10 protein-coding genes are annotated in these 12,348 nt (G+C 66.3%); 4 read left to right on the forward strand and 6 right to left on the reverse strand.

Annotated elements, in window-relative coordinates; genetic code table 11:
• Window positions 1-293: 293 nt before the first annotated feature.
• The 6 genes from OSH10_RS02870 to OSH10_RS02895 all read right to left on the reverse strand — a co-directional run bounded on the left by OSH10_RS02870 (window position 294) and on the right by OSH10_RS02895 (window position 8,648).
• Entirely contained in the window at window positions 294-959 is a 666-nt protein-coding gene (locus OSH10_RS02870; RefSeq protein ID WP_266330014.1) for a TetR/AcrR family transcriptional regulator, read from the reverse strand.
• Window positions 960-1,170: 211 nt separating this feature from the next.
• The gene (locus OSH10_RS02875) at window positions 1,171-2,901 is read right to left on the reverse strand and encodes a GMC family oxidoreductase (protein ID WP_266330015.1); all 1,731 of its coding nucleotides are present in this window, start codon (window positions 2,899-2,901) and stop codon (window positions 1,171-1,173) included.
• A 4-nt stretch (window positions 2,902-2,905) separates the two neighbouring features.
• Complete coding sequence (locus OSH10_RS02880; RefSeq protein WP_266330016.1) at window positions 2,906-4,330, reverse strand: NAD-dependent succinate-semialdehyde dehydrogenase; 1,425 nt, start codon at window positions 4,328-4,330, stop codon at window positions 2,906-2,908.
• A 149-nt stretch (window positions 4,331-4,479) separates the two neighbouring features.
• Window positions 4,480-6,243 carry a SulP family inorganic anion transporter gene (locus OSH10_RS02885; protein ID WP_266330017.1) on the reverse strand — a complete coding sequence of 588 codons (1,764 nt, stop codon included), beginning with the start codon at window positions 6,241-6,243 and terminating at the stop codon, window positions 4,480-4,482.
• A gap of 43 nt (window positions 6,244-6,286) precedes the next feature.
• Window positions 6,287-7,213, reverse strand: a complete 927-nt coding sequence (locus tag OSH10_RS02890) for an MBL fold metallo-hydrolase (RefSeq protein ID WP_266330018.1) — start codon at window positions 7,211-7,213, stop codon at window positions 6,287-6,289.
• Window positions 7,170-8,648 carry an aminotransferase class V-fold PLP-dependent enzyme gene (locus tag OSH10_RS02895; RefSeq protein ID WP_266330377.1) on the reverse strand — a complete coding sequence of 493 codons (1,479 nt, stop codon included), beginning with the start codon at window positions 8,646-8,648 and terminating at the stop codon, window positions 7,170-7,172. The genes OSH10_RS02890 and OSH10_RS02895 overlap by 44 nt, the downstream gene beginning before the upstream one ends.
• A 142-nt stretch (window positions 8,649-8,790) precedes the next feature.
• Here OSH10_RS02895 and OSH10_RS02900 point away from each other — a divergent pair, with 142 nt between their 5' ends.
• The 4 genes from OSH10_RS02900 to OSH10_RS02915 all read left to right on the forward strand — a co-directional run bounded on the left by OSH10_RS02900 (window position 8,791) and on the right by OSH10_RS02915 (window position 12,344).
• A complete protein-coding gene (locus OSH10_RS02900) occupies window positions 8,791-9,267 on the forward strand; it encodes an Lrp/AsnC family transcriptional regulator (protein WP_266330019.1) in 477 nt (158 codons plus the stop codon).
• A 94-nt stretch (window positions 9,268-9,361) separates the two neighbouring features.
• Window positions 9,362-11,071, forward strand: coding sequence for a GMC family oxidoreductase (locus OSH10_RS02905; RefSeq protein ID WP_266330020.1), 1,710 nt, complete (start codon window positions 9,362-9,364; stop codon window positions 11,069-11,071).
• Window positions 11,072-11,107: 36 nt separating this feature from the next.
• The gene (locus tag OSH10_RS02910; RefSeq protein WP_266330021.1) at window positions 11,108-11,845 is read left to right on the forward strand and encodes an aspartate/glutamate racemase family protein; all 738 of its coding nucleotides are present in this window, start codon (window positions 11,108-11,110) and stop codon (window positions 11,843-11,845) included.
• 4 nt (window positions 11,846-11,849) lie between these two features.
• A complete protein-coding gene (locus OSH10_RS02915) occupies window positions 11,850-12,344 on the forward strand; it encodes an Lrp/AsnC family transcriptional regulator (protein ID WP_266330023.1) in 495 nt (164 codons plus the stop codon).
• Window positions 12,345-12,348 lie beyond the last annotated feature (4 nt).

The following is a 12,348-nucleotide window of genomic DNA, read 5'->3' on the forward strand; positions in this document are numbered from 1 at the left end:
AGCAAAAAATATGTTTCATACCTACATTTCAAACGAATGTTTTGTTGCTGGTCAAGCGCTTTTAGCGGGCAGGCCGGATCGCGCCCTGCCCGACCCTGCCGGCTCGGGATGCGCCTGGCCTTCCGCATCGGAAATCGGGGCGCAATCGCGCGGCAGCGCTCGACTTCGGGCCGATCGGCGCAGCGCGGTTCGGCTTGAAGGATTTGCGACTGGGATGGTGTCAGTCGAGGCCCGGTGCAAGCGCGAGCGGCGCGGCCTGCCCAATCCGGAGGCGAGGCCTGTCGCGCGGCGGCTCAGCTCTGCGCGAAGGCGGAACTGACGGGGGCGCGAAAGCCGGCGGCGATGAAGTGGACGAGTTGCCGGATCAGCGTCTCGTTGTCGAGCCGCGCCTGACGGATCGGCAGGTCCGGCAGGTCGCGCGCGGCCGGGTCGAGATCGCCGAGGATCTGCATGATGGCGCCACGGGCGAAATCATAGCGCAGGCCGATTTCCTCGCGCGGGAGATCCGGCAGCGTCCTGCCCAGTGCCTCGACGAACAGCCGGTGGATGCTGTCGAACTGGTTGGCGAGGATGGTGTTGGTCAAGGGCTGCGGCAGGGCGCGCACCTGCAGCAGAAGCCGCACGGGCGAGCGGCCGCCATATTCGTCCAGGCTCTGCTCGACCATCGGCCGGACCAGCGCCTCGATCAGGTTTTCGAGCGGAATCGCCGCGTCGCCATTCAAGGCCACCAGCTTCTCCAGCGATTGCAGGCGGCTCTCGTTGATCGGACGCAGGCAGGCTTCCAGTACGGTGCGGGTCAGTTCTTCCTTCGAGCGGAAGTAATAGTTCACCGCGGCGACATTGGCGCCGGCCTCGACGGTGATCTCGCGCAGCGTCGCGGAGGCAATGCCGCGATCGGCAAATACCCGCAGCGCAGCCTTGATGAGCCGCTCCCGCGTGTCGGCTTCCTTGCCTGCCATTGCTGTGCTTTCCGATACGACCAAGGCACCCGTTCTCCCCAATCCGATCCGACCTGCGCGCATCCCGCCGACTCGGTGCAGGCCGACAACCTGCGCCGCACATTACAGGTTAACCGCCACCACGTCCGATTGGCCATGACGCCCGAACACGCGCAGAACGCTAACCGCGCCTTTCGGCAGGCCTTTTCACCATGTTTTGCGGTCCCGCCCCTTACCAGCCGGCGCGGTGGCCTTCTTTTCGCTCCGCTAGGATCAACGCGCTCATGCGCTCGGCGATCATGATGGTCGGGAGATTTGTGTTGGCGCGCGGCGTGAACGGCATCACCGACGCGTCGACGACGCGCAATCCCTCGACGCCGATGACCTTGCCGGACGGGCCGACCACCGCGTCCTCGTCGGTGACGCTGCCCATCCTGCAGGTGCCCGAGGCATGCCAGACCCCATGTGCCTTCTCGCGAACAAAGGCCTCCAGCAGTTCGTCATCCGCCATCATGGCCGCGACGGGCGCGTCCGAGGTGACGACGTGCTTCAACAGCAGCCGCCGCATCCAGTCCGGCCCGTCCAGCATCGTCGCCAGGATCTTGGTCATGACGTAGTTCTTGGGGCTGATGACGCCGAGATCGCGGATCCGCTCGGTATAGCTGGTCGGGAACGGATCGTTGGCGACCGATTGCATCGCCGGCGTGTCGTAGAGCCTGGCGATCAGCCGCATGCCGGCTTTCAACCGCTGCACGTCGCGATTGTCGGAGAGCAGCGCGAACTCGACATGCGGCTCGACCTCTGCCGAGGCGCTGTCGAGCGTGACGAAGCCGCGTGAATGGGCGCGGTTGACCCAGGTCATCAGCGAGCCGACCTGCTGGCCGACCGGATGCCAGCCCGAGGTGGTCATCGCCACCATGTACATGTCCTGCGGATCGCCGCCCTCGACGCCGGAGGAATAGCGCAACGCCGTATGGATATGGCGGCGCAGCTTCTTGCCGAGGCGGGCGTCCGGCTTGACGTGCGACGAGATCGAGATCGTCGGATGTTCCTGCAGGTTCTGGCCGACGCCGCGCCGGGCCGCGACGACCGGGATGCCGAGACGGCGCAGCGTGTCGCCCGGCCCGATGCCGGCGCGCATCAGCATGGCCGGCGAGTGCAGCGCGCCGGCGCAGATGATGGTTTCCCCGGCGACGATCGTCTGCGGGCCCTGCTCCGTCTGCGCCTCGACGCCGGTGATCCGGCCGTCCCGCTCGATGAGTTTCTTCACCATGGCGTTCGGGAGGATCGTCAGGTTCGGGCGCTGGCGGACCTTGTTGTCGAGATAGGCGATCGCCGTCGATACGCGCCGATCGTAGATGTTGGAGATCGCGACCGGGAAGAACCCGTCTCCGAATTCGCCGTTCTGGTCCTGCAACTGCCGGAATCCGGCGGCGCCCCAGGCCTCGACCGCCGCATGCGAGAATTTCGGCCAGGCGTCGGGAAAGATACGCCGGATCGGCAGCGGGCCGGTCTGGCCGTGCAGATCGCCGGCATAGTCGAGATCGCGCTCGGCCTTCTTGAAGAAGGGCAGCACGCCTTCCCAGTCCCAGCCGGTCGCGCCGACCCGCGCCCAGTCGTCATAGTCGTCCGGCGTGCCGCGGTTGGCCTGCATGTCGTTGAGGCTGGAGCCGCCGCCCATCAGCCGTGCCTGCTCGTAGCGCCGAGGCACCGCCTTGCCGGGATTGTTGTGCGGCACCGGCTGCAGGTGGACGCGCAGGTCCGGCCAGACATTCTTGGCGTTGAAATAGGCGACGCGCGGATAGCTGTCGAGAATGGCGGGCTCGACCCGGTCGGGCGGCGTATCGCGACCCGCTTCCAGCAGGATCACGCGATACTTGCCGTCCTCCGACAGGCGGCTCGCCATGACGCAGCCGGCCGAACCGCCGCCGACGACGACGAAATCGCAGTTCAGCTCCGGCATGGCCTCAGCCTTCGTTCACGAACTTGGTCACGAGATAGGAATCGAGCCCCTCAATGCCGCCCTCGACGCCATAGCCGCTGTCCTTGACGCCGCCGAACGGCGTCTCCGCGCTGCTGGCGACGAAGGTGTTGATGCCGACGACGCCGACCTTCAGGTCGCGGGCGATGCGGCGCGAATAGGCGGTCGAATGGGTGAGCGCATAGCCGGCAAGCCCGAACGGCACGGCGTTGGCGGCCGCGATCGCTTCGTCGAGGTCGGCGAAGGGGGTGATCGTCGCCAAGGGGCCGAACGGCTCCTCGCTCATCACCCTGGCATGGGCCGGCACGTCGGCGAGCACGGTCGGCTCGAAGAAATTGCCCGGCCGGTCGATGCGCTTGCCGCCGGCCACCAGCCGGGCGCCGCAGGAGACCGCCTCGGCCGTCAGCCGCTCGACCGCGTCGACGCGGCGCGCATTGGTGAGCGGCCCCATCACGGTCGCCGGATCGAGGCCGTCGCCGACCTGCACGGTCTTCGCGAGACGGGCGAACTCGCCGACGAAATCGTCATAGATCGACTGGTGCACGAAGAAGCGCGTCGCCGAGGTACAGACCTGGCCGGCATTGCGGAACTTCGCGGTTGCCGAACGGGCGGCGGCCCAGGCCGGATCGACATCCTCCATGACCAGGACCGGCGCATGCCCGCCCAGTTCCATGGTCAGGCGCTTCAGGCCCGGCGCGGCAAGCCGCGCCAGTTCGCGGCCGACCACGGTCGAGCCGGTGAACGACACCTTGGCGACCTTGGGCGATGCCATGATCTGGATGGAGATATCGGCCGGACGTCCCAGGACGACATTGAGCGCACCCGCCGGCAGGCCGGCGTCGTGCAGGCACTGGGCAATGGCGAGCGGCGCGGACGGCGTTTCCTCGGCCGGCTTGAGCACGACGGTGCAACCGGCGGCCAGAGCCGCGGCAACCTTCTTGCCGGACGTCATGGCCGGGAAATTCCAGGGCGACATCGCCGCCACGACGCCGACCGGCTCCTTGAGCACGACCATGCGGCCATCCTCCGGGCCCGGGATGATCCGGCCATAGGCGCGGCGTGCTTCATCGGCGAACCAGTCGAACACCTCGGCGGTGGCCAGGATCTCGCCCCTCGCCTCCGCCAGCGGCTTGCCGTTCTCCAGCGTCAGTCCGGTGGCGATGTCGTCGACGCGCCGCCGGATCAGATCGGCAGCACGGCGCAGCACGCGGGCGCGCTCGACCGGCGCCTTCCGGCTCCAGGCCGGAAACGCCGCCTCCGCCGCATCGATCGCGGCCGAGACATCCTCAGCCGAAGCGATCGGCAACGGCGCCAGTTCCTGCCCGGTTGCCGGGTTGACGATGACGTTGGAAGCCGTTTCAAAGGTCGAACGGGCAATCCCGTTGATCAGCAGGGTCGGTGCAGCGTACATGGGGCGCGCCTTGGCTAGATCCTAATCAATCATTTAAAACATTTATTTGAATGCGCGCTCAAGTGAAAACGCGCCCTGCCCCAACGGCGATGCCAGACATCAAAACGCGCGTTCGGCCGAAGCACCGGCCCGGAGAATGGATTTCTCTCTCACGCGCGCTCGACGGACCCCGTCCCGGCCTCGACCCCGGCAGCAGCCGGGAGGGTCAGCGCACGGACCGCCTCCATCTGGCTCAGGAACACCTTGCCGGACAGTTTGGCGAGAAAGTCGGAACGGCGCAGCCGGTCCATCACCGGCCCCTTCACTTCCGACAGGTGAAACTGGATTCCGGCATCCTGCAGGCGGCTGTTGATCTCGAACAGGCTGTCGAGCGCGCTGGAATCGATCGTGTTGACGGCGGGACACATCAGGATCAGGTGCCGCACCTTCGGCCGCTCGGCCACCAGCCGCAACACGCTGTCTTCGAGGAAGCCGCAATTGCCGAAATAAAGGCTTTCGTCGACGCGCAGGCCGAGCACGGCCTCGTCGGTGAGAACGGCATGGCGCTCGACATTGCGGAAATGCTCCGTCCCCGGCATCTGGCCGACGACAGCCATATGGGGCCGGCTGGTGCGCTGGAGATGCAGGATCAGCGACACGGCCACGCCGGTGACGACGCCGATCTCCACGCCCCAGATCCACGTCACCAGGATCGTCGCTGAGATCGCGACGAAATCCGGCCGCGAATAGGCATAGACGCGCCGGATCGCCGCGATATCGACCAGCGATAGAACGGCGACGATGATCGTCGCCGCCAGCGTCGCCTGCGGCAGATGCGCGAGATAGGGCGTCAGGAACAGCGTGACGAGACCGATGCCGATGGCGGTATAGAGCCCGGCCGCAGGCGTCTCGGCGCCGGCGTCGAAATTGACCACGGAGCGGGCAAAGCCGCCCGTGACCGGATAGCCCGACGAAAAGCCGGAAGCGAGATTGGCGACGCCGAGCCCGATCAGTTCCTGGTTGGGCGAGATCCGCTGCCGCCGCTTCGAGGCGAGCGTCTGGGCGATCGAGATCGACTCGACGAAGCCAACGACGCTGAGCAGCAAGGCGGGCCCCGCCAGGCGCGTCACCGTCTCGATCGAAAGATCCGGCAGCGCAAACACCGGCAGGCCCTGCGGGATGGTGCCGACCAGCTGCACGCCCTTGGCCTGCAGGTCGAAGGCGACCGCCGCCACCGTCGTCACGACGATCGCCGCGATCGGCCCGAGCCGCACGATCAGTTCGGCCCCCGCGCGACGCAGGCCAAGCCGAAGCAGCACCCCCTTCAACCGCGAGCGCACGAAGATCAGGAAGGCGACGACCCCGACACCGATCAGGACGGTATAGGGATTGACGAGCGGGAGCGCCCGGAAGAGGCCTGCCAGCATCTCGGGCAAGGTGCTGCCGCCGGCTCGGACGCCCAGTACATGCTTGAGCTGGCTGACGGCGATCAGCACGCCGGACGCGGTGATGAAGCCGGAAATCACCGGCCGGCTGAGCAATCCGGCCAGGAAGCCGAGGCGGAACACGCCCATCAGCACCAGGATGACGCCGGAGAGAAAGGCGAGCGCCACCGCCATGGCGAGGTATTCCGGCGATCCCGGCGCCGCGACCTGGCTGATCGCCGCCGCCGTCATCAGCGAGATCACCGCGACCGGCCCGACCGCCAGCGTCCGGCTGGTGCCGAACAGCATGTAGGCGACCAGCGGCAGCATCGACGCATAGAGCCCGACCTGGGGCGGCAGGCCGGCCAGCATCGCATAGGCGAGCGACTGCGGCACCAGCATCACCGTGACGATCACCGCGGCGATCAGGTCATTGGTCAGCGTCGATCGATCGTAGCGGCGGCCCCAGTCGAGAATGGGGAGGCTTCGTTGCAGCAGTCTCGCGATCACGCTTCAGGCCCGTGTTGGAGGAAGGCGTCAGAGATGGAAACGATCAGCCCCAGTCCGGCTCGCCCAGCGCGCCGATTGGGATCTTCAGATAGCGTCGGCCATTGGCTTCCGGCTCGGGCAGCCGGCCGCCATTCGTATTCACCTGCAAGGCATGCAGGATCAGCTTCGGCATTGGCAAGGTCGCATCGCGCCGATTTCGCAGCGCCACGAACTCGGCCTCGCTCGCGCAGACGGAAACATGCGTGTTGCGGGCGCGCTGTTCGGCGACCGTGCTTTCCCATGCGGGCTCGCGCCCACCAGGCTGGTAGTCATGCCCGGTGAACAGCCGCGTCTCGTCCGGCAAGGCCAGAATGGCCTGGATCGAGCGCCAGAGATCGCCGGCCGATCCGCCCGGGAAATCGGCCCGCGCCGTGCCGCTGTCCGGCATGAACAGCGTGTCGTGCACGAAGGCGGCGTCGCCGACGACATAGGTGATCGAAGCCAGCGTATGGCCGGGCGACAACATCACCCGCGCCTCGAGATCGCCGATGCGGAAGCGATCGCCATCGGCAAACAGCCGATCCCAGGCCGACCCGTCGGCTGGCAGGTCGGTCCGATTGTAGATGGCGTTCCAGATCGTCTGGACGCCCGCCACCTTCTCGCCGATCGCCGTCGGCGCGCCGGTCCTGCGGCGCAGATAGTCGGCGGCCGAAAGACGATCGGCATGCGGATGAGTATCGAGGATCCATTCCAGCGTCAGGCCTTGCGAGGCGATGAAGGCGAGCAGGCGGTCGGCGTTCCGGCTCGCCACCGAGCCCGACTTCTCGTCGAAGTCGAGCACGGTATCGATGATGGCACAGCGCCGCGTCGCCGGGTCGGCCACGATATACTGGATGGAGAACGTCCGGGGATCGAAGAACCCCGTCACCTGCGGCCGGCCGGCCAAGTCAGGCCGCCTTGTCGGCAGGGCGGAACTTCGCCGTCGCGACATCGACCTGATAGGCGGAGGCAGCGGACGGGTCGCGCGCCAGCTGGTCGAGCGAGCGGATCAGGAAATCGGCCTTGGCATCGTCCATCAGGAAGCTGAGGTTCAGCCGCACCCAGCCGGGCTTCTCGATTTCCTGGCCGGCGCCGATGCTGGCGCGGATCGCGTTGGAGGCGTCCTCGTCAATGCCGAGCAGGCGATGCGCATAGGGGCCGGCGCAGGCACAGCCACCTCGCGCCTGGATGCCGAAGCAATCGCTCAGCATGCGGGTGAAGAGCTGGTGGTGGACGAAGCCGCCTTCGCCGTTCAGCACGCGCATGGAGAAGATCGGCAGCCGCTCGCCCCTGTCGACGCCGAGCAGCTTCAGCCGAGGATTCTGCGACCACACGGCCAGCGCCCGGTCGTTCAGCTCGGCATGGCGGCGATCGATGAAGGCCTGCCCGACCGCATCCTTGACGAGAAAGGCCAGCACGGCGCGGATGTCGCCAACGACGTTCGGCGTGCCCGCCTCTTCCCGCGCGGCGAGATCCTTCACATAGTCGTGGCCCCAGGGCGAAACGAACGACACGGTGCCGCCACCGGGCCAGCTCGGCCGCGTCTGCGTCACGGCGGATTTCCGCACCACGAGAATGCCGGAAGCGCCCGGGCCACCGACAAACTTGTGCGGCGACAGCACGATCGCGTCCTTCGCCAGGCCTTCGCCCCGCGCCATGTTCATCGGCATGTAGGGGCCGCCGCCGGCATAGTCCCAGACCGCGAGCGCGCCGTGTCGCTTCAGCAGCGCCGTCACCGCATCCGTATCCGTGGTGATGCCGGTGACGTTGGAGGCGGCCGAGAAAGCGCCGATGCGCAGGCTCCGGTCGCCGGTTCGCGCCAGCGTCGCTTCGAGTTCGCCGAGATCCGGGCCGCCTTCGGCCGCTTCGGCGATCTCGATCACCTCAGCGCCGCTCTCGCGCCAGGGCAGGATGTTGGAGTGGTGCTCATAGGGGCCGACGATCACCAGCGGATTCTCGCCGCGCTGCGCCGCGTCGGCGACACCGAGCAGCGACACCAGCCGGTTGATTCCGGCGGTCGCGCCCGAACCGGTGAAGATGACGGCGCAATCCGCGTCGGCGCCGACCAGCCGGCCGATGGTGGCGCGCCCCTCGCGGCGCATCCGCGTCATCGCGCCACCGCAATAGGACGCCTCGGTATGGCTGTTGGCGTAATAGGGCAGGACTTCTTCCATGACGAAGCTCTCGACCTGGCGCAGCGCCCGGCCCGAGGCGACGTAATCGGCATAGAGCAAGGGCTTCAGCCCGAAGGGGCCTTCGATCAGCTTCCCCTCGCCGATCAGCCCTTCGCGCAGTTCGCGCACGATATCCGGGCTTGCGAGACTGGCGCGAAAACGCTGCAACGGCGTGGCGTTGACGGTCTCGATCGTGTCGCGTGAGGTATCCATGGCCATGCGCTTTCTGAGGAAAGAGGCCCATCGCAGGCGGAGGCCGAAACGGGTCATTCAAACCATCATTTCAACTTCCAAACGCGTAAAACACACCGATTTCATTGACAAATAGCTCCACATTCGATCATACGATCGAAATATGAAGTCAAAATTCGATCATATGGATTTGCGAATTCTGCGCGCCCTGCAGAATGATTCATCGCTGTCGCAGCGCGAGCTGGCCGAGACGGTGAACCTGTCGCAGAACGCCTGCTGGCGGCGGCTCCAGGCAATCCAGCAGAGCGGCGTGATCCAGGGCTATTCGGTCCGGCTCAACCGCGCCGCCGTCGATCTCGACGTGGTCGTCTTCGTCATGATCCGCACCCGCCATCATTCCAAGGCATGGCTGGAAACCTTCCGCCAGCATGTGCAGTCCATGCCGGAAGTGATCGACTTCTACCGGATCGGCGGCGACTACGACTACATGCTGAAGATCGTCACGCACGACCTCGCGAGCTACGACCGCTCCTATCAGCGCCTGATCGAGAAGGTGGAGCTGGACACGGTCACCTCCTATTTCGCCATGGAGGCGATCGCGGAACAGCGTCCCTTCCCGATCCGCGATGTCGGCGGCTAGCGCAGAAGTGAGACCGCGCAGTCCGATTGACGATGCCCGATCGCGGATCTAGAAATTAAACAGTTGTTTTAATCAGCGGATTTGCGGGCTCGCCATGTTCTTCGACCATATCATCGTTGGCGGCGGCTCCGCCGGCTGCGTGCTGGCCAATCGGCTTTCGGCCGACCCGAAGCGCCGCGTGCTGCTGATCGAGGCGGGTCCCGATACCCCGCCCGAAGCGGTCCCCGCCACGATCTATGGCGAGGGCTTCCTGCCGGATTATTTCCAGCCCTATCGCTACTGGACCGAGCTGAAGGCCTATACCGGCCCGATCGGCAACAAATCGCCGGCCGAGATCAAGGCCGCCATGCCCGAGCGCCGCTACGAGCAGGCGCGCGTCATGGGCGGCGGTTCCTCGGTAAACGCCCAGGTGCTGATCCGCGGCCTCGCCACTGATTATGACGAGTGGCAGGCGATGGGCGCGGCAGGATGGTCCTGGGACGACTGCCTGCCCTATCTCAAGAAGATCGAGCGCGACCTCGATTTCTCGACGCCGCTGAGCGGCACCGAAGGGCGCATCCCGATCCGCCGCACCTTCCCGGAATACTGGAGCCCGTTTGCCCTCGCCTTCCGCGACGTGGTCGGCAGGGCCGGCATTCCCTATCTCGACGACAGCCACCAGCAGGTCGGCGACGCCTGCTTCCCGTTCGGCCGCAACAATGCCTACAACCACCGGGTCTCGTCGGCGGCGGGCTATCTCGACGAGTCGACCCGCCGTCGTCCCAACCTGAAGATCCTTTCCGGAACCGTGGTGCAGGGGCTGACCTCGGAAGGGCGCCGCATCACCGGCGTCACCATCCGCCGCGACGGCAAGGACGAGCGCATCGAGGCCAGCGAGGTCATCCTGTCGGCCGGCGCGCTACACAGCCCGGCCCTGCTGATGCGCGCCGGCATCGGCCGCGCCGAGCATCTCGCCGAGCACAACATCGCCGTCCTCAGCGACCGGCGCGGCGTCGGCGAGAACCTCCTCGACCACCCGCTGATCGGCTTCGGCGTCCATCTGAAGCCGGAGGGCCAGCTTTCGCGCGCCGCCAAGAACGGCTTCCTGATGCATATGCGCTGGAGCTCGGGCCATCCGCAGACGCCGCGCGTCGACATGAAGCTGACCGTCTCCGGCCGCTTTGCCGCGACGCGGCTGGGCGAACGCCTCGCCACCGTCAATTTCGGTCCCAACAAGGCCTATTCAAAGGGCATCGTGCGACTGAACGATGCCTCGCCCCATTCCGAGCCCTTCGTTGCCTTCAACTATCTTTCCGACCATCGCGATCTCGAGCGCTTCATGACCACGGCGCGCCAGGTCGCCGGGTTCCTGACGCAGGGTCCCGTCTCCGACTATGTCAGCGCCTTCTGGCCGGGCATCTACGCGGCCTCGCTGCGCAACCTGACCGCGCCGACGGCGATGAACAAGATCATCACCAATGTCGCGGCCGGCCTGCTCGATCTCGGGGGCGCGGCGCGGCAGCTCGTGCTGGGCGCGGCCATAGACAAGCGCTTCCCGCTCGACAAGACCATGGCCGACGAAACGCTGATGGAAGAATGGATCCGCGCCGGCGTGCAGGGCGACTGGCATCCCTGCGGCACCAACCGCATGGGCCGCGCCGATGATCCGAACGCCGTGGTCGATCCGCATGGCTCGGTCTATGGCGTCGAGGGCTTGCGCGTCGCCGACGCATCGATCATGCCGTCGATCCCGGCCGCCAACATCAACCTGACGACGATGATGATCGCCGAGAAGATCGCCGACGATATCCTGGCCGGGCGCTAAGGGCCGAACGCAGGACCAATTCAGGAGACGAGGAACGTGGGAATCTATCGGGTTCGTCCGGATGCGCAGAGCTATGGCCATGAGATCGGCATCCTGCTGATCGCCTGCTCCAATCCCTTCCCGCCGGGCGATGTCGGCAACGCCTGGAGCTACAATTATCCGGTGCTGTACGAGACCATCTACGACGTCACCATCGACAGCCTGATCAATGAGGGCGACCGCTCGATGGCGCCGTCGGTGGTCGCCGCGGCGAAGAAGCTGCAAGGCATGGGCGTCAAGGCGATCACCAGCGATTGCGGCTACATGCTGTATTTCCAGGAGGAAGTCGCCGCCGCGCTCGACATCCCGGTGATGCTGTCGAGCCTGCTGCAGCTGCCCTTCATCGCGGCAACCTTGGCGCCCAGCGCCTCGATCGGCGTCATTTGCGCCAACAAGGACCGGCTGACGCCGGAGCTGCTCTCTTACGCCTACCCGCACCCGACCCGGACGTTGCATGTCGCGGGGCTGCAGGACGCGCCGGCCTTCCGCTATGCCATTCTCGACGAGAAGGGCGAGCTCGACAGCGACGCGGTGGAAAAGGAAGTCGTCGAGCGCGCCGTGAAGCTGGTCGAGGAACATCCCGAAATCGGCGCGATCCTGCTGGAATGCTCCAACCTTCCCCTTTACGCTGCGGCGGTACAGCGGGCGACGGGCCGGCATGTGTTCGACTTCCTGACGATGATCGATTTCGTACAGGGAGCGGGCCGGCGCCGGACCTATCAGGGAGGCTACTGAACCGATGGACAGTCCCGGCTCCGGCAAAGACGCAGCTTCCAGCGGCCGTGTCCGGGACAAGCAGCCCACACTCGACGGCACCGATCGTAAGCTGATCGCCCTGTTGCAGGAGAATGCGCGCGAATCCGTCACAGAGCTGGCGCGCAAGCTGAAGCTCGGCCGGACCACCGTGCACGAGCGGATCGCCAAGCTCGAGAAGAGCGGCGTCATCCTCGGCTATTCGACCATCCTGTCGCGCAATCTCGGCACGCCGGCGAGCCGGGCGATCGTCATGCTGAGCCTGGTGCAGCGCATGCAGCCGGCCGTGATGGAGCGGCTGCGGCGGCTGCCGGAAGTGCTTACCTGCCACACCGTCAGCGGCGACTTCGACCTCGCTCTCATGGTCGAGGCGCCGCAGATGGACGATCTCGACGCCGTGCTCGACGAGATCATCAACCTTCCCGGCGTCGAGCGCTGCCGCAGCTCGATCATCATGACGACCAATTTCGACAAGGGCTGACGGC

It is taken from the genome of Kaistia defluvii, from assembly GCF_026343955.1.
Taxonomy (GTDB): domain Bacteria; phylum Pseudomonadota; class Alphaproteobacteria; order Rhizobiales; family Kaistiaceae; genus Kaistia; species Kaistia defluvii.

Coding starts and splice junctions, on each gene's coding strand:
- OSH10_RS02870 (WP_266330014.1), bottom strand. CDS start 959: ATGGCAGGCAAGGAAGCCGACACGCGGGAGCGGCTCATCAAGGCTGCG.
- OSH10_RS02875 (WP_266330015.1), bottom strand. CDS start 2,901: ATGCCGGAGCTGAACTGCGATTTCGTCGTCGTCGGCGGCGGTTCGGCC.
- OSH10_RS02880 (WP_266330016.1), bottom strand. CDS start 4,330: ATGTACGCTGCACCGACCCTGCTGATCAACGGGATTGCCCGTTCGACC.
- OSH10_RS02890 (WP_266330018.1), bottom strand. CDS start 7,213: ATGTCGCGACGGCGAAGTTCCGCCCTGCCGACAAGGCGGCCTGACTTG.
- OSH10_RS02895 (WP_266330377.1), bottom strand. CDS start 8,648: ATGGATACCTCACGCGACACGATCGAGACCGTCAACGCCACGCCGTTG.
- OSH10_RS02900 (WP_266330019.1), top strand. CDS start 8,791: ATGAAGTCAAAATTCGATCATATGGATTTGCGAATTCTGCGCGCCCTG.
- OSH10_RS02905 (WP_266330020.1), top strand. CDS start 9,362: ATGTTCTTCGACCATATCATCGTTGGCGGCGGCTCCGCCGGCTGCGTG.
- OSH10_RS02915 (WP_266330023.1), top strand. CDS start 11,850: ATGGACAGTCCCGGCTCCGGCAAAGACGCAGCTTCCAGCGGCCGTGTC.